Here is a 15,639-nt window from a genome sequence, read left to right on the forward strand (position 1 = left end):
CGCGCTCGCGCGACCTGGCCCAAGTATGCGGGCGGCGTTCGGCTTGTCCGAACCCCCCGCCTGACGTGATCGCCGCGCTCGCGCGGGGATCTCCAAACTCGCACAAGCGACCGTCACCCGAATGGGCCGAGACAGACCGGCCCGGGCGACCATGCGGCCGCGCCGGCGTGCGGCTCGGGACGAGACGCACGCCGGCGCACCTGGGCCGCAGGGAGAACGGGACGGGCAGGCTCGGAGAGGACCGAAGGGACGACTAGGTCATGTTGACAAATGGCGTAGCCACAGCCGGATCGAAGTGATGTCGATGAAGCCCAGGAAGCTCTCCGCAGTCTTGTCGTATCGGGTTGCGACCCGGCGGGCATTTTTCAGCTTGTTGAAGCAGCGTTCGACGAGATTACGCAGCTTGTAGAGCGATCGATCCACGCCGACGCGCACCTTGCGGGACTTTCGCATCGGGATGACCGGCAAGGCGTCACGTTGCTCTATGGTTCTGCGAATGCCGTCCGCGTCGTATCCCCGGTCGGCGAGCAAGACGCTCGGTGCAGGCAGATTGTCGGCCATCACTAGGTCAAAGCCGAGATAGTCCGATGTTTGGCCCGGTGTGATTTCCGTCCTCATTGGCAGACCGTGTGCGTTGACGAGGAGGTGGATCTTGGTCGTGAAGGGGAAGGTGGTCCAGAAAACGATCCGGGGGATCGTTTTCCCACCGGACGCCCGAGAACGGCCGAGACCCGGTCGCGGAGTCCCCTTTTTGAGCCCGCCGCCTGATGATGTGCGCGTACCACTGTGCTGTCGATCATCTGGAGCGCGTCCGGCACGGCACCGCTCCGGTTCAGTGCGTCCATGATGTCCTCCCAGAGCCCTGCCAAGGTCCAGCGCCGGAACTGCCGGTAGACACTCGACCACTTGCCGAACTCCTCGGGCAGGTCCCGCCACGGGGCTCCGGTTCGGGCGATCCAGAAAATCCCATCGAGAACAAGTCGGTGGTTGATCGGTTTGCGCCCGTTCGGGGCGCGGACGGCCAAGATGAACGGCTCAAAGAACGCCCACTCGTCGTCGGACATCAGGTCTCGTGCCAAGCTGGTCTCCATCGCAGTTGCCAGCTTGAATCACACCTATCGGGCGCTGTGAATCCCTTTTGTCAACACGGCCTAACTCCCGGCAGTCGAGAGAATTTACCCAACATAGCTATCTCATCGAGCCGCAAGTTCACGCAAGGCTTGCACCCGGAAAGCTCTATCTCGCCCTCGATGCTCGCTTTATGACGCAGTATTATGTCAATATTGTTATATTGAACGGGTGTAGAGTTGAGACGCAGAAACCTTTTCGGTCGCCGGAGGCATAGCAAGGCGCCGGGCGCGATTGTGTTCGTGGCAGCTCTTGTGGTCTTGGCCGGGCTCGCGCCCGGCGGGCCCGAGCTGATCGGGTGGAATGACCAGCTCGGCAGATGGTTCGATAGGTTTGAAAGCGACCGTGAGCCGGCGACGACCGCAACGCTGTCGGGGCGTGCGAAGGTAGAAGATGGAGATACGCTACGGGTCGATGACGAGCGGGTTCGCCTCTTCGGCATAGACGCCCCGGAATCTGACCAGAGCTGCGAGCGGCCAGACGGCTCGGTCTGGCAGTGTGGTCGGGCGGCGACGCAAGCCCTGGAAACGATGATCGTTGCCCGGCGGGTCGATTGCGAGGTGCGGGACGTGGATCGCTACGGCCGGTCGGTTGCGATTTGCCAATCGGGCAGTGTGGAGCTGAACCGTGAGATGGTGGCGCAGGGCCTCGCGGTTGCCTACCACGAATACTCGCGGCGCTATGTCGGAGACGAACGGGCCGCGCGTGAGATCGACCGCGGCATTTGGGCTACCGAGTTCGTCATGCCGCAGGAGTGGCGAAGTCGCTGAACGACAACAAGACGCGATGTAAACCGCGCACCTGGCGCGGCTTTCCGCTGTGAATCTGCCCGAGCTTTCCAGCGCGAGGCGTCAGCCTCGCGCCATGCAGGCGACGAGCTGGACGCGCCCCCCCCCATAGAGCGAAGGTAAGCGAGGAGTCCTGTGGGCAGGTCGGGCCAACCGCCCGGCCCCAAGGCCGGGCAACGCTCGATTTCTGGTTTTCACAAAGAGTCCATATCCTTCTCAGGACACTCGAAAACAAGAAAGGATCGAGCATGACCGAAACCAACAACAATGGCGCGCACAACCCGGTGGCCGACGGCTATCGCAGGGAAATGAGCGACTTCGCCCTCGCTCTCACGGGACTGGCTGCGGCCTATGTCATTGCGATGAAGGCCGGGGTCCACGGCGCGATGATGGGATCATGGGGCTTCACGGCATGGTGCGTGATGATGCTGTTCGCTCTTGTCGTCGGGACTTTCGCCGCAATGGGCTTGGTCCTGGCTTTGAGCCACATCGTTTCCGACAGGACGCAGAAGGTCTTCATCTGCCTGATCGCCTTCTCGTCGGTCTTTTTCATTCCCGGCACCATCCTGGAATCCTTGAACAAGCTGGAAACGACGCGCGCCAAGATCAGCGAGCTTGAGGCCCCCGCCGAAAGCTCGGTCGGGACTTAGATCGGCACGAAAAAAAGCCCCCTGCCGGAGCAAGGGGGCCGAAGTGTCTCTTCACCACGAAGAGATCGGGAGAATGCATCAAGGCAAGGCTCGAAACAACGGCCAGCCTTTCCGAAACAATACTTGGCGCACGACGATATTACAATGTTCGTCATGGGGGCTGTCTGCCCCCAAAGTGCTACCTCGTTTTCCCCCGAGGATATTATGGGAAAGATGATGGGGTTTGATCCGGTGCAACGTTGCAGTATTGTCAAAGGTGCGGAACAGGCGGGGACGCCGATGGCCGCGAAAGGTGATAGCACCGGGCCGGGACCGCGAGGTTCCGGCCTTTTAGCGTCGTCACCGTTTCTCTCGTTTAGCCACCGTTGCGGCGAGTGTTGCGGTTCGGTCGATCAAGCCTGCTATCTGGCTGTTGAGCTGATGGGTGAAAGCTGAGGTCAAAGCGATGGGAGCTTTGCCACGCTGGATCATCGGGACGAGATTGAACACCTGGTCTTTGTCGTTCAGCTCGGGGTGAAACCAGAATGGCTTGTGAGCCATAGAGTTGCGAATGGTGCGGAGCGCGTTGAGGTCCCCCCTAAGCGCCTTCACTTCATCATCGGATAGAAAATGTGGGGCAATAAGCATTGCGACGTTGATGCGACGCTCGAAAGAGAGCGGCGTCAACAGGCCCTCATCAAACGCGGACTGTACGTCGTCTCGCTCTAGCCGGTCGCCGAGCATGAAATAAACGATGGCAGCGCTCAGATGGCGCTCGACGGTGAAGGCTCCACCCAGAACACCACCGCGAACCTGTCGCACCCATTCATAGACGGACTTCGAACGGGCCTCTATATCGAAGCCGTCTGCGGCTGGTCGCGGGCCGCCGTTGCCCCAGTCGGTTGCACCATCTTCAATCATGCTCGTCCGATCTATCTGGTCTTGCCCCCGTTTCGCCGGACACTCAGGCCGTTGCGGTTTGAGCTCGGATGAACTCGCGAGGCGAGCGCATCTTCAGCGCTGAGTGCGGGTGACTTGTGTTGTAGTCCTCGAACCACCCGGCAATCAATTCGAGGACGGTGGCAGCGTCGGGCAGCGGCGTGACCTGCACGTAGTCGCGCTTCAGGGTCTTCACGAATGCCTCCGAGACGCCGTTGCTCTCCGGGCTCCTTACCGGCGTGAAGCATGGCTTCAGTCCGAGCTGACGCGCAAAGATGCGTGTGTCATGAGCGGTGTAGGGCGAGCCATTGTCGCTGAGCATCTCGACGGAATGCGGCGTGCGGTAACCGCCGAACCGGGCCTCCACGGCCTCCAGCATCATGTCGCGGACATCGGACCCACTGATGCCGGCGCCCGCCACTGCGCGCCAAGAGATGATCTCGCGGTCGTGCGCATCGATGATGAACGCGCCGCGGATGATCTCCTTGTTCCAGCAGGTGAACTCGAACCCATCGGAGCACCAGCGAAGGTTCGAGCGTATCGTCACGATCTTCCCGTCGTGGGCACGCTCGGGCCGCTCGGCATGTGTCCGTGCCAGCAGAAGGCCATGGGCCTGCATGATGCGATACACGCGCTTATGGTTCGCGGGCGCCGCGCCGTCCGCCCGCAGCCGACGGTTCAGAAGCGCCGTGATGCGGCGGTAGCCATAGGTCGGCCGCGCCGCCACCAGCGCCTCGATCATTGGCAGCAGCGCCGCGTCTTGTGCCTTGTGGTAGCGCCGTCGCGGCTTTGCGCTCCCGCTCAGCCGAGCATGCAGGTTCGACCGGGAGACGCCCAGGGTCTCGGCCACGACCTTCACCGGGAACCGCCCTTCGGCTGCGATTGCGCGAGCCAGGTCCGTTTTTTTGAGCGCGACTTGTCCAGCGCCTCCTTGAGGATCTCGACCTCGAGCGTCTTGCGGCCGAGCTGGCGCTCGAGCTCGCGGATGCGATCCTCCATCTGCCGGACGGCACGATTACTGGTCACATCGTCATCCTCGGACACGGCCACCGCTCCCCCGTCCAGCATCAGACGGCGCCAACGATACAACAGGTTCGGAGCCACGCCATTCCGGCGCGCGACGACAGAGATGCTGGCACCGTCCTCCAACGTCTCCTCGACGATCCGCAGCTTCTCCATGGCAGGCCAGCGGCGCCGACGGCCACCATCGGTGATGATCTCTATCTCAGACATAAGCACGTGATCAGGCATATGCCTAAGCCTCCATGGCTATGCCCAAGTGTCCTGTCGAAACAGGGGCCAGTTCACTATCCTAGGGGTATGTGCCGGGATTAGCGTGGCATCTTGTCGACAACCCAATGAGCCCGCCGACAAGATTCAGCGATCCCTCTCGATGCTTCGCGATCATGCCGCGCAGATACCCTCCGGGCGATTTGATTTGCGGTCGGGGGCCGCTGGTCTTTGCGTCGATGATTAGGACCGCGAGAGTGGCCGCGCCGCCTTGTAGTTCGTCTCTCGCTTTGGCCCAGGCGCTCGGACTGATCCCAAGCTCTGGCACTCGCATTTCTGCGGCGATCTCGAAAGCGCGGAGGTCGAAGGGATAGCCCGCCCCTACTCGGCCGTCGATGTAGAGCTGCATTTCTTCGGAGCATAGCCGGTAGAGCTGTTGCGGGGTGAGCTTGGCGAGATATTCGGTGTTGCGCTCGGTCGCTCCCCGCCGATCCTCTTTTTCATTGCAGGATGCGCCGCCGGTAGGCGGTGCATCTACTGAATCTGAGTGCGCGGGCTTGCCCGCGCTCCGCATGATCGCGTGAGCGTTACAAGTTACAGGATTAGGATCTTGGCTTGTATCTTGTATATAGGACCGCTCGTTTTCGACCGGTCCACCGCTCGATTCTAGCACGTTTGATAGAAGGTCGTAGGCACTTGTGCACAGCTTGTCCGCCTCTTCGACATGGGCTTCGAGGTCGGCCAGCGAAAGCCGATGAAGCGCGTCTGCGTCCGGCCAACCCTGATAGGCTTCGATGATCGCCTGAACTTCTGCCGTGACGCCTAGAGCGTCGATCAGGTCGGACAGCGCTGCCTTGATGTGGCGCTTGTGGACGCTGCGCAGGCCCCGGAGGGTAGTGTGGGTGCGGCGATCGACTTCGAGCTGATCGCGCATGGCTAGGAAGTCATGAACGCGGGCAATGGCTCGTGTGAAGTAGACGCCGCATCCGGCGAAGCCGGAGCGGGCACCGTTTGCCATAGTCCGGCGCTCGATGAGACCTGCGGCCTCAAGCTCCCGCTCATGGGCGCGAATGCGGGACGGGTTCACCATACGCTTGTGCGCGATCTCGCATTGACTGGCGTAGCAACACGGCTCTTGAGAGCCGTCCTTGAAGGCGCGCGGCTTGGTCATGGCGATCATGACGCGGAACGTGCTGAGCGCCGCGTTCCCGACCCCGAGAAGCGGGGCGATGGTATCGACCAGGGCGACGAAGCCGTCGCGCTCCATGCCGGTCGGAAGGATAGGTTGTCGAGGCTCTGACGGAGCCACGGAATATAGATGTGCTGCCTGCATTGGTTCGGTTCTCGCTGCTGTTGGAGCGAGGCGGCGACAGACAAAGCGGGGTGGTTCGCACGAGTGCGTTTTTCGCTTGCCTGCGATGTAGGGGAGCTGGTAGAACCGAACCTGACAGATAGGTTTGCTGGGTTTGCCGACCCTGGCTCTATAGCCCCCCCGTGATGGTTGCCGCCGTCGCGGGGGCTTTACTTTGTGCTGGTGTTACTGCTCCTTTGCCTGCGACTCTCTGGCCGCACTATTATGTGATAAGGCATACAGGGTTTCGTGGGGTGTCGCAATTCTAGGGTTGCACGCCCGGCATGGGCACAAAGCCTAGTAATTCACCTGCTCGAAGCCGTAGTTGCCTTGGTAATCGTGCCAATCCACGAAGACCGCGCGGACGAAAACGGTCGGGCAGTTGTCTCCCCACCGTTCATCACCGACGAAGGCATCAGGTAGGTCGCTCGGATCGGCGCCGTGCCATGAGAATGATCCTTGCTCGCCATAGGTGCCCAAGCGGACGCTCTCGTACCTGCGGCAATACTCGTCGCCATCCCGACCGGCTTCGCGCTGACGCATATGTTCAACGCTGTAGACGCGGATCGAGCGCACGTAGTCGAAAGTCGGGTCGCTGATGTCGATGTCGGCGCGGCCGCTGCCATCCGTGTAGTCCTGGACGAATTGCAGAAGATCGGTGGGCTCGAAGTCATCACCGCCCAAGTTGCGCAAGACCGCCGGGACGGCCTCGGGTGCGCCGGAGTCGGCTGGGAGAGGCTGCGGATCGGTTCCCGCGTCGATCACGGGGTTATCCAGCCACGGGCTTTGTGCGGGGGCACTCTGCAACTGGACGCCGCCCCCCATTGGACAGCGCCAGATTTGAAGTGGCGGTTCGACCGGCCACGGCGTAATCCGCCGAATGAACTCAGCCTTGGCGGCGGCGCAAGGCGCTGAGGCCGGCCAGCCGTGAGATAGGCAAAGCAGGATCGCGCAGTCGATTGGGTAAGACTGAGCCTGAGCGGGCGGCGCCGCAATGGCGGCGACGCCTGCTGCGGCGGCAAGGGTTGTTGTCTTGAGTGTAGACAGCATGGAGCGGGCCTCCTCTGAGGGGTCAGGAAATACCTGCCACAATATTGTTAGTTTGTCATCCTCAGATGAGCAAGCGGGGGCAATTCGATGAGTCGGGCGGCGCCACGGGTGGCCCATTCAGACAAATGATTATATGGTCCAAACGCGAGGCCAGTGTGTGAAGGGCCTGACGAGGGTTCTCCGCAGGGGGGTTCAAATGGGCCACAAGATTGCCATTTATGCGCGGGTCTCGACGCCGGAGCAAAACGGCGAGCGCCAGTTGCGCGAGCTGCGGGCCTTCGCAGAGCGGGCAGGCTACGAGATTGTCGCGGAAGAGTGCGAGACAGCCAGCGGACGGCGGGACAGTCGGCCCGGTCGAGCGCGGCTTCTGGCGATGGCGAAGCGGCGCGAAGTGGACGCAATCGCGGTCGTGGAATTGTCCCGGTGGGGGCGCTCCACCTCGGACCTTCTCTCAACACTGAGCGAGCTGGAAGCGAAGAAGGTTTCGCTACTGACGTTGAACGGCCTTGAGTTGGACGTGTCTTCACCGATGGGGAAAATGATCTCAACCTTCCTCGCGGGCGTTGCGGAGTTCGAAACGGCGCTGCTGTCTGAGCGTGTCAAATCAGGGCTGGAAGCCGCACGAGCTAAAGGAAAAACCTTGGGCCGGCAGGAGGGCGACGCGCCAGTCGTGCGGCGCCACGGTCAGAGAATCCGTGCGCTCGCAGCCGAGGGCCGCAGCCAGCGATGGATTGCCAAGGAGCTACAGATCAGCCGGACCACGGTTGCCAAGGCGATCCATGAAGACGCCGACAACGGCTAGTCTCTGACGATCTCGATGAACCTCTGATACTGCTCCGTGACCTCTTGGGCCTCACGGAAGGCGCGAGCGCGCTCCTGGTCGAGACAAGCGATGTAGTCCGAGACGCCTGACAGATAATTCTCGAAGTCTTGGCGCAGTAGGTCGGCATACTCGCGCACTTCGCTCTCCGCTGATGGCAAATATGGTTTTTCCGGTGGTAGACAGCTCTGGGAAAGGGCTGGGGAGGCCAGAAAAACCAACAAAATTACTATAGCGTTCAGGGGGTGAAAGTGACCGCATATCATAGGTGAACCCCTTGTGTTGCAATGGTAAATTGGTGAGCACCCGGATTCACCATGTCCGGGAAGACCCGACGTTGACTGCAATCTGCACGGTTGCGGACAAAATAACAATATTGTATCGGTGGCGGCATCTTGTCCGGTGCGCGTCCCCGATGCTCGTGAGCTAGGAGGCCAAGCCGGACGCATGTTCAAAGCAGCGCCTAATGTGGTCGTCGAAGAGACATTCAGAAACTTACTCGAGCGCGGGTATCGAGCGGAGATCGTCTGCTCGGAAAGCGCCTTCAAGCAGCACGCAACCTGGTATGGTCGCTGGTATCTCCGAGCTGTCTCGGACGATAACGGCGAAGAACATTTGCTCGTCACGGCACGAGGAAAAGGCAAAGGGGAAAAAGACCTCGCCCCTCGGTATTTCCGAACGGCTCCGGGTCTCATCTCCTTCCTGCACGATCAGGGATGCAAGTTCATCGAGATTCCGCTGGAAGCGGGCACTCGGGCGTCTCAGCGCCTCCTACGAAAACACGACGAAGCCTCAGAGTAGCGCACTCTTTGGCGCGGCTCTTGTAGCCGCCGCGCTCACCACGACGCCTGCTGACGCGCAGGGAATGGTCATGGTGATGCGGTCGGACGGAAGCCTCGAAGCTCAATCACCACAGAACGGTTTTTCTCGGACATACGGCGATGCGCGCCGGTCGGACAGGGACAGCATTTTCCTGTTCAATGAAGACGAGGAAGATGAAGAAGGCGGCGAAGCGGAAGCCGCGGCACAGGTGCCGCGCGCAGTCGCGCCGCCCGCTGCGGTCCTCCAAGCGATAGACACGACGGCCATGCGCTACGGGTCACACCCGGCACTACGGCGCGTCGGCATGTCCGTCTCGGACTGGCGCCGCTTTTTCCGCGCAAACATCGAAATCGAAAGTGCCTACGATCCGAACGCGCGCAGCCATGTTGGCGCGATCGGGCTCGGGCAACTCATGCCTGCTACGGCGTCTACCCTCGGGGTGGATCCGCACGATTGGCAGGAAAATCTGGACGGGTCGGCTCGGTATCTTCTGACCCAGCTCGCCCGGTTCCAGAACCCACGGCTCGCCCTCGCCGCCTACAACGCGGGGCCGGAAGCCGTGGTCGAGAACGGGGGGATACCCCCGTATCGCGAGACCCAAAATCACGTCCTCAAGGTCATGGGGGTCTTCGCAAGGCTGCAAGGAGATTTAGGATGAAGCCGAATATCACTCACGTGGCTATGGCGGTCGTATTGACCTTTGCCATTGCCGAACCGGCGCTCGCTCAAGAGCTGGACCTGTCGCCGGTGCAAGACCTTCTGCAAGGCATCGTGGACGCGATCACTGGCCCGCTCGGCATGGTGATCGGGACGCTCGCTTTGATCGGGGTCTTCCTGACCTGGCTGTTCGGGATTCTCGACTTCCGGCAGGCACTTTGGACCGTGATCGCCATCGCCGGCGTCGCGGCCGCGCCGACCATTGTTTCGACCATCTGGAATAACTGAGGTCGAAAAGCGATGACAGAACAGTCCCGTGTCTATCTCGGTCTGACGCAACCACCCAAGCTGCTCGGCTTGCCGATCATGTATGCGATGATCTGGATGTTCGGGTCTGTTCTGGTCTTCCTTTGGGTGCAAAGCGTCATCGTCGCGCTGCTGGCCCTCGCCGCCTACCCGGTTCTCTGGAAGGCGGCGGATTGGGACCCGCATTTCATCGACGTGATCGCGACCACTCTCCAAGAAACTCCGCCCACGCGGAACCGTCGCCAGCACGGGGGAGATAGCTATGTCCCTTGAAGACAACGAACTCCTGCCGACGTGGTTTGCCCGCGAACGCAAGATGGCCTCGCTGCTGCCTTACGTGGCACTGGTCGATGACAAGACGATCCGCACACGCGGCAATGAGCTGATGCAGTGCATCCGGCTCGACGGCCTGAACAGCACCACCACGGAAGACGAACTGCTCGACAAGACGCGGGCTCTCTTCGCGCATATCGTGGCGCAGTCAGGATCGGACTACAGCTTCTACGTCCACAAGGTTTCCCGGCCGGTCGAACACGGCCTGCCAGCGGTCAACGGAGGTGATTTTGCCGAGGCGGTTGATAACCGCTGGCGGGCGCACCTGGACGGTGGAAAGCTCCGCGACAAGACCCTCACGCTGACGGTCATGCGGCGCCCGACGCTCGGGGCTAACGTGCCGTTGCGCCGCGCGAAGTCGATGGCGACGCTTCAGAGCGAGACGGAAAAGGGCCTTCGGCGGCTCTACGAGGTCACGAATTTCCTACGCTCTACCTTTGGGAACCTGAACGCCCGGCTGCTGTCGGCCGAGGAAGGCGAGCTGCTGGGCTTTCTCGGGGCGCTGAATGTGGGGCGGGAAAGCCCGATCTATCGCGGCTCGTCCTATGGTTATGTGGCGCAGGACGTGGCGAACACGCGCGTCACGTTCAAAGGCCCGAATTTTTACCTGTCAGAAGGCACTATAGGGCGGCGCGTCGGGACCACCTACGCGCTCAAGAGCTATCACAGCACATCGCAGTGCACGATGTTCGATGATCTGAACCTGCCGGTCGATATGGTCGTCACGCAGTCTTTCAGCACCATCAATTCGAACGTCATGGCGGGGCGGATCAAGCGCCAGATGCGCCTTCGCCGCGCGTCGGACAACGGCGCAATGTCGCTGCTTGAGGAAATGCCGACCGCGCTCGATGATCTCGAAACCGGGCGGTTGAGCTTCGGGCTGCACCACATGACCGTGACGGTCTTCGCTGAGACCGAAGAAAAGCTCGATAGCATCGGCGCGGAGGTGCGCAACATCGCGACGACCGAAGGCGTCACGATGGTGAATGAGAGCTTCGCGGCCAAGACGCATTACTTTGCGCAGCATCCCGGAAACGGAGCCAAGCGCAGCCGTAAGGCGGCAGTCACGAACCACAACTTCGCGGACTATGCCGCCTTTCATCGCCCTCAAATGGGCAAGACCGGCGAGCGCGTCCCTTGGGGCGTTCCCGTCACCATGTTCCCGACTGTGGATAGGGGTGGCTTCCACTTCAATTTCCATGAGGAAGGGTCGCCTGAGAAAGAGCCGACCGGGGGGCACACTCTGATCCTCGGACGCCCTGGCTCGGGCAAGTCGGTTCTCGCAGCCTTTCTGATGACGCAGGCGAAGCGCGCGGGCGCGCGGCTGTTCGTTTTCGATTACCGGCGCGGGATGGAAATGGCAGTGCGCGCCAACGGTGGCCGCTACACGTCCATCAATGCAGGCGAGAAGACCGGCCTCAATCCGCTCCGCACTGAGATCGACGCGCGCGGGCAGGCATGGCTTTCCGACTGGCTCTCCGCTCTGGTTCATCGCTCTGACAAGCCCCTGACGCCCACGCAGGTGAACCGTATCCAAGAGGTTGTGCGGCAGAACGCGGAAGCGCGCGAGGATCTTCGCAACTGGACTGACTTGGCCTCGCTGTTCAGCTCGACCGACGACGAAGGCGATCTGCACGAGCGCCTTGTCGAGTGGACCGAAGGCGGACGCTACGGCTGGATTTTCGGGAACAACCAAGAGGACACGTTCTCGCTCGAAGGCGAGACGGTTGGCTTCGATCTGACCGGGATACTGGACAGCGAAAGCGAGAAAGAGCGCATGGCGGTCCTCTCGTATCTGTTCCGCCGAGTGGAGCGGAAAATCGAAGATCGCCGCCGCACGATCATCGTCATTGATGAGGCGTGGAAGGCACTCGATAACCCCTACTTCGCGGAGCGGCTGAGCAACTGGCTCGTCACGGCCCGGAAGCAAAACGCGGTCGTCGTGATGATGACGCAGTATGCCAGTCAGCTCAAAAGGACGAATGTTGGTCAGACCATCGTTGAGGCGGTCCCGACGCAAATCCTTCTCCCCAACATACGGGCACGCCGCAGCGACTATGACCTGCTCGGCCTGCACGACAAGGAACTCGACATGCTGCTCAACTCGGGCAGCAACTCGCGCCTCGGGCTTGTGCGCGACGATCAGGGCTCGGTCCTGGTCGATGCCGATCTGAGCCCGCTCGGCAACCTTCTGACCATCCTGGGCGGGATGGAAAAGGGCGAGGAACTGGTCGGGGAAGACTACCGCGACCGCCCTGACTTTTGGAGGATCGGATGAAGCTCTTGACTGCTGCCCTGCTCATGGCCGTGACCCTTGCCGGGTGCGGCTACCAGCCCTCGACCGCTGAGTGCTTTAGCTTCGCCCCGACGGACGGACCTTGCACCTTCACGCCGGTGAACTCGGAGCATTGGAAGGTTGTCTCCTATGACGACTAAGCTCCCGGCGCTCCTGCTCTGCACAGCTCTGACCGCCCTGCCCGCCGTGGCAGGAGCGCAGGGCGTTCCTGTCTTCGATGCGCAGAAGAATGCGCAGATTCAGGGGATCATCGAGCGCACGGAACTTGATCTGCTGCTCCAACAGGACGTTCTCGATACCGCTGAGCGGCTGGTCGAAATCAAACAGGAACAGCTCGACGCTCTGGCTGACATTCACTCGACGGCAACGATGGGCGACACGGACGTGTCGGGCATGGTCGCGAGCCTCGAAGATGGCAGCTCGGATGAGACGGCCTCGGATGAGCTTTACTCGCCCGTCGATACAAACCCCGGCGCAGAACAAATGTTCGGGGCCGTTGAAGACGAGGCTGGGAACAGCGATCCGGGCACCGGCGGCGGCGAAGTCGAAGAGAGGTTCGGAGACGCAAGCGGTTCGGTCGAAGGACTGATTATCCGCGTGGCGAAGGAAACGCACGGCAACGCCGGTGTCGGCACTGCCGGGTTGTCCGTGGTCCAATGGCGGGCGCTTCTCCAAGCTCTGATTTGGCAGGAAAGCCGCTTCACCATCGGGGCCAAGTCGCCGGTAGGAGCGTTCGGCCTGACGCAGATCATGCCTGGCACGGCCAGCGATCTCGGCATCAACCCGGAATACTACGAAAGCCCCTATCTCCAAGTCGAAGGTGGCGCGCGCTATCTCGCCTCGATGCTGAATATGTTCGACGGGAACATCATTCATGCGCTCGCGGCCTACAACGCCGGCCCTGGGAACGTGCAGAACTATGGGGGCGTCCCCCCGTTCGAGGAAACCCAGCACTACGTGCAGGTGATCCCGGAGCGCTACAACCACTACCTCGAAATCATCGGCGGCGTGGATTCTCTCGGCACCATCGACCCTGTGACGCTCGCCAACTCGACCATGAGCATGACGGCCTACGGATCGGGGGTCTACGGCGACTACTCCCTGACCTCCGTGCAAGCGGCCGCAGCGCGCGTCAGCGCGATCATAGAGCGGATCGGGGAGGCCGAAGACGTTCAGGAAGCCTATGCCCTGAACACCTACGCCCGCGCGGAGCTGGCGCGGCTCGTCGCGATCCGCACTCGGCTCAAAGCGGCGCAGACCCGCGCCCTTTCCGCGGAGCAAGTCGCGATGGCGGCTCGAGCGGCCCAAGAGCGGGCCTTCATGGACTTTCAAATGGAGGATTTCGAGTGATGGCTATCTCGAAAACGATTGGACGGTGGGTCCGCGCAACGGCCCTGATTGGTGCGGTTGCCGTCTCTGGTGGTGGTGTCGCCATGCTTTCCAGCGCGGCCGCGATCATGGCTGCGTCCCCGGCCCACGCGCAGGGCGTGCCGGTGGTCGATACACAGAACATCGCGCAGGAAATTCGGCAAATCCAGCAGATGCTGGAAGACTACGGCATCCAGTCGGATCAGCTCGACCGACTGCTTGAGCAAGTCGAACTTCTTCAAAGCCAGATCGACCAGCTCGAAGAGACTTATGACGCTCTGAGCGGTCCGACGAACGTGGCCGCGATGGTGATGGAGAACGGCGACCTGAACGGCCTTCTCGATCAGGAATTTGAAGACGTGATCGACTTGGCCCAAGGCGTCGCGAATGGCGACTTCTCGGGCCTCCTGGGCGGCTCAGCGCCGCAGATGCAGACGCAAATGGAGCGCGTCTTGGCCGAAGCTGGCTTCGGTGAAGACGCGCTGTCGGAAATGGCGTCCAGCGGCAACCGAGGCGCGGAGAACGTCGCCACGCGCGCCTCTACCGGGGCTGTCATGTCGGCGGCGGCGCAGAACAGCCACCGCGAGGCGGCGCAGTCGCTTGAGCGGGTAGATGAGCTGGTCGGGATGATCCCCGACATGGAAACGCTCAAGTCGAGCGTCGATCACAACACGCGCGTCACGGCGGAGCTGGCGATCGCCATGACGCGCATGTGGGAACTCGAAGCAATTCAAACGGTAGGGTCCGGTCAAAGCGGGGTGGTCGATGCGGCCACCATCGCTGAGGAACAGCGGTTCATGGACTTCACCCTGCCGGACCTCGAATGAGCGAGGCTGGCGTGGCTAAGGATAACGAAATCATCGAAGAAGAGCTTGTTTACGGCGCTCGCCGCCGTGAACGGCTCTGGCAGAAGGTTGCGCTCGGGAGCGCGGTCTTCGGCATCGCGGGCTGTCTGGCGGCTGCGGCTGTCTCTGTCCTCGATGTGGACCCGCCGCCGGTCGTGGTCCCAGTGGACAGCGAGACCGGCATGGCAGTTCCGAACGCGGCGGTTGAAGCCGTTTCGCTGACGGAGCGCCCGGCGATCATTCAGGCCGAAGTCTACCGCTATGTAAACGCGCGGGAAACCTACAACCAGCTCGACAACGATGTGCGCATTGAACGTGTCCTCGCCATGTCGGACGGGAATGCGGAAGCGTCCCTGCGACAGCTTTGGACAAGCGGCCACGCAAATTATCCGCCGAACAATTACGGCGAGGATGCGCGGCTCGATGTGCAAATCGACTCGATCAACCTCATTACGAACAACCGGGCACAAGTGCGGTTTCGGAAGCGGCTGACGTCCAATGAAGGGACGCAGACAGGGAGCTTCACGGCAACGCTGCTCTATGAGTTTCGGCCCGCACAAATGCGGCAGATAGACGATGTGTGGCGCAATCCCTTCGGCTTCACGGTGACTGAATACGCGGTCGTGTCCGACAGGCAGGAGTGACGCCATGAAAAGACGAGGCATCTGGACACTGGCTTTCGGACTCGCCCTGGCGGCGACGGCCGCGCAGGCGGAATATTCCCCGCGACCTGGTCACTACGACAGCCGCGTCCGCACAGCCACCTATCGCGACGGAGAGGTCTATCGGATCAACGTCTCGATGACCCATGTAACGAGCATTGAGTTCGGACAGGGCGAGACCATCCGCTCGATCATCGCTGGCGATACGGAAGGCTTCATGCTGGATGGGGTGCCCGGAGGCCGCGCCTTTGCGATCAAACCGGGGGCGCAAGGAATCTCGACCAACATCACGGTCTATACCAATCGCCGCAGCTACTATTGTAAGCGGCGGCTGCGCCCCACGTTGTAGATGAGCTCCGGCACTGCGAGGTGATACCCATCTCATGATGGGGAGTGCGTTTCGCAATGTGCGCGA

The 15,639-nt window shown here is 61.5% G+C and carries 17 protein-coding genes and 1 pseudogene; 13 read left to right on the forward strand and 5 right to left on the reverse strand.

The window, feature by feature from the left end:
* Positions 1-258: 258 nt before the first annotated feature.
* A protein-coding gene (locus tag C8N44_RS17900; RefSeq protein WP_107978147.1) for an IS5 family transposase occupies positions 259-1,091 on the reverse strand; the annotation gives its coding sequence in 2 pieces (ribosomal slippage) (positions 259-755 and positions 755-1,091; 834 coding nt in all).
* Between the two features lie 279 nt (positions 1,092-1,370).
* Between C8N44_RS17900 and C8N44_RS17905 the strand changes: the two genes are divergently transcribed.
* Together C8N44_RS17905 and C8N44_RS17910 are read left to right on the forward strand one after the other, a co-directional pair.
* Positions 1,371-1,898 carry a thermonuclease family protein gene (locus C8N44_RS17905; RefSeq protein WP_158274085.1) on the forward strand — a complete coding sequence of 176 codons (528 nt, stop codon included), beginning with the start codon at positions 1,371-1,373 and terminating at the stop codon, positions 1,896-1,898.
* Positions 1,899-2,164: 266 nt separating this feature from the next.
* Positions 2,165-2,566: a hypothetical protein gene (locus tag C8N44_RS17910; RefSeq protein WP_107978149.1), complete on the forward strand. Its 402-nt coding sequence runs from the start codon at positions 2,165-2,167 to the stop codon at positions 2,564-2,566.
* A gap of 339 nt (positions 2,567-2,905) precedes the next feature.
* Here C8N44_RS17910 and C8N44_RS17915 read toward each other — a convergent pair whose 3' ends face one another.
* From C8N44_RS17915 to C8N44_RS17930, 4 genes are all read right to left on the reverse strand, one after another.
* A complete protein-coding gene (locus tag C8N44_RS17915) occupies positions 2,906-3,466 on the reverse strand; it encodes a hypothetical protein (RefSeq protein WP_107978150.1) in 561 nt (186 codons plus the stop codon).
* Between the two features lie 43 nt (positions 3,467-3,509).
* Positions 3,510-4,735 (reverse strand): IS3 family transposase gene (locus C8N44_RS17920; protein WP_107978151.1). Its coding sequence is split into 2 segments (ribosomal slippage): positions 3,510-4,393 and positions 4,393-4,735, totalling 1,227 coding nucleotides; the frame shifts between segments, so codons are not numbered across the junction.
* 61 nt (positions 4,736-4,796) lie between these two features.
* Complete coding sequence (gene repC / locus C8N44_RS17925; RefSeq protein WP_107978152.1) at positions 4,797-6,047, reverse strand: replication initiation protein RepC; 1,251 nt, start codon at positions 6,045-6,047, stop codon at positions 4,797-4,799.
* A gap of 315 nt (positions 6,048-6,362) precedes the next feature.
* Positions 6,363-7,115, reverse strand: a complete 753-nt coding sequence (locus C8N44_RS17930; RefSeq protein WP_107978153.1) for a hypothetical protein — start codon at positions 7,113-7,115, stop codon at positions 6,363-6,365.
* Between the two features lie 196 nt (positions 7,116-7,311).
* Between C8N44_RS17930 and C8N44_RS17935 the strand changes: the two genes are divergently transcribed.
* The 11 genes and pseudogenes from C8N44_RS17935 to C8N44_RS17985 form a co-directional block, all read left to right on the forward strand.
* A complete protein-coding gene (locus tag C8N44_RS17935; protein ID WP_107978168.1) occupies positions 7,312-7,917 on the forward strand; it encodes a recombinase family protein in 606 nt (201 codons plus the stop codon).
* 465 nt (positions 7,918-8,382) lie between these two features.
* Entirely contained in the window at positions 8,383-8,736 is a 354-nt protein-coding gene (locus C8N44_RS17945) for a hypothetical protein (RefSeq protein WP_107978154.1), read from the forward strand.
* Positions 8,737-8,800: 64 nt separating this feature from the next.
* The gene (locus C8N44_RS17950; RefSeq protein WP_107978155.1) at positions 8,801-9,415 is read left to right on the forward strand and encodes a lytic transglycosylase domain-containing protein; all 615 of its coding nucleotides are present in this window, start codon (positions 8,801-8,803) and stop codon (positions 9,413-9,415) included.
* On the forward strand, positions 9,412-9,702 hold the full coding sequence (locus tag C8N44_RS17955) for a TrbC/VirB2 family protein (RefSeq protein ID WP_107978156.1): 291 nt from the start codon (positions 9,412-9,414) through the stop codon (positions 9,700-9,702). Before C8N44_RS17950 ends, C8N44_RS17955 begins: the two co-directional genes overlap by 4 nt.
* 12 nt (positions 9,703-9,714) lie before the next feature.
* The gene (locus C8N44_RS17960) at positions 9,715-9,993 is read left to right on the forward strand and encodes a VirB3 family type IV secretion system protein (protein WP_107978157.1); all 279 of its coding nucleotides are present in this window, start codon (positions 9,715-9,717) and stop codon (positions 9,991-9,993) included.
* Positions 9,983-12,331, forward strand: coding sequence for a VirB4 family type IV secretion/conjugal transfer ATPase (locus tag C8N44_RS17965; protein WP_107978158.1), 2,349 nt, complete (start codon positions 9,983-9,985; stop codon positions 12,329-12,331). Before C8N44_RS17960 ends, C8N44_RS17965 begins: the two co-directional genes overlap by 11 nt.
* Positions 12,328-12,489, forward strand: coding sequence for a hypothetical protein (locus C8N44_RS23450; protein ID WP_158274086.1), 162 nt, complete (start codon positions 12,328-12,330; stop codon positions 12,487-12,489). The genes C8N44_RS17965 and C8N44_RS23450 overlap by 4 nt, the downstream gene beginning before the upstream one ends.
* Complete coding sequence (locus C8N44_RS17970) at positions 12,479-13,699, forward strand: lytic transglycosylase domain-containing protein (RefSeq protein ID WP_107978159.1); 1,221 nt, start codon at positions 12,479-12,481, stop codon at positions 13,697-13,699. The genes C8N44_RS23450 and C8N44_RS17970 overlap by 11 nt, the downstream gene beginning before the upstream one ends.
* An 83-nt stretch (positions 13,700-13,782) precedes the next feature.
* Complete coding sequence (locus C8N44_RS17975; RefSeq protein WP_107978170.1) at positions 13,783-14,544, forward strand: type IV secretion system protein; 762 nt, start codon at positions 13,783-13,785, stop codon at positions 14,542-14,544.
* Positions 14,541-15,206, forward strand: coding sequence for a VirB8 family type IV secretion system protein (locus tag C8N44_RS17980; RefSeq protein WP_107978160.1), 666 nt, complete (start codon positions 14,541-14,543; stop codon positions 15,204-15,206). Before C8N44_RS17975 ends, C8N44_RS17980 begins: the two co-directional genes overlap by 4 nt.
* 4 nt (positions 15,207-15,210) lie before the next feature.
* A pseudogene (locus C8N44_RS17985) lies at positions 15,211-15,543 on the forward strand (TrbG/VirB9 family P-type conjugative transfer protein); the annotation flags it as partial.
* Positions 15,544-15,639: the final 96 nt, after the last annotated feature.

The sequence above is a fragment of the Allosediminivita pacifica genome, from assembly GCF_003054175.1.
In the GTDB taxonomy this organism is placed as follows: domain Bacteria; phylum Pseudomonadota; class Alphaproteobacteria; order Rhodobacterales; family Rhodobacteraceae; genus Allosediminivita; species Allosediminivita pacifica.

Excerpts from the sequence above, each read along its gene's own strand:
- C8N44_RS17960 (WP_107978157.1), top strand. The coding sequence starts at position 9,715 with ATGACAGAACAGTCCCGTGTCTATCTCGGTCTGACGCAACCACCCAAG.
- C8N44_RS17970 (WP_107978159.1), top strand. The coding sequence starts at position 12,479 with ATGACGACTAAGCTCCCGGCGCTCCTGCTCTGCACAGCTCTGACCGCC.
- C8N44_RS17935 (WP_107978168.1), top strand. The coding sequence starts at position 7,312 with ATGGGCCACAAGATTGCCATTTATGCGCGGGTCTCGACGCCGGAGCAA.
- C8N44_RS23450 (WP_158274086.1), top strand. The coding sequence starts at position 12,328 with ATGAAGCTCTTGACTGCTGCCCTGCTCATGGCCGTGACCCTTGCCGGG.
- repC (WP_107978152.1), bottom strand. The coding sequence starts at position 6,047 with ATGCAGGCAGCACATCTATATTCCGTGGCTCCGTCAGAGCCTCGACAA.
- C8N44_RS17980 (WP_107978160.1), top strand. The coding sequence starts at position 14,541 with ATGAGCGAGGCTGGCGTGGCTAAGGATAACGAAATCATCGAAGAAGAG.
- C8N44_RS17955 (WP_107978156.1), top strand. The coding sequence starts at position 9,412 with ATGAAGCCGAATATCACTCACGTGGCTATGGCGGTCGTATTGACCTTT.
- C8N44_RS17965 (WP_107978158.1), top strand. The coding sequence starts at position 9,983 with ATGTCCCTTGAAGACAACGAACTCCTGCCGACGTGGTTTGCCCGCGAA.
- C8N44_RS17950 (WP_107978155.1), top strand. The coding sequence starts at position 8,801 with ATGGTCATGGTGATGCGGTCGGACGGAAGCCTCGAAGCTCAATCACCA.
- C8N44_RS17910 (WP_107978149.1), top strand. The coding sequence starts at position 2,165 with ATGACCGAAACCAACAACAATGGCGCGCACAACCCGGTGGCCGACGGC.
- C8N44_RS17975 (WP_107978170.1), top strand. The coding sequence starts at position 13,783 with ATGCTTTCCAGCGCGGCCGCGATCATGGCTGCGTCCCCGGCCCACGCG.
- C8N44_RS17915 (WP_107978150.1), bottom strand. The coding sequence starts at position 3,466 with ATGATTGAAGATGGTGCAACCGACTGGGGCAACGGCGGCCCGCGACCA.
- C8N44_RS17945 (WP_107978154.1), top strand. The coding sequence starts at position 8,383 with ATGTTCAAAGCAGCGCCTAATGTGGTCGTCGAAGAGACATTCAGAAAC.
- C8N44_RS17930 (WP_107978153.1), bottom strand. The coding sequence starts at position 7,115 with ATGCTGTCTACACTCAAGACAACAACCCTTGCCGCCGCAGCAGGCGTC.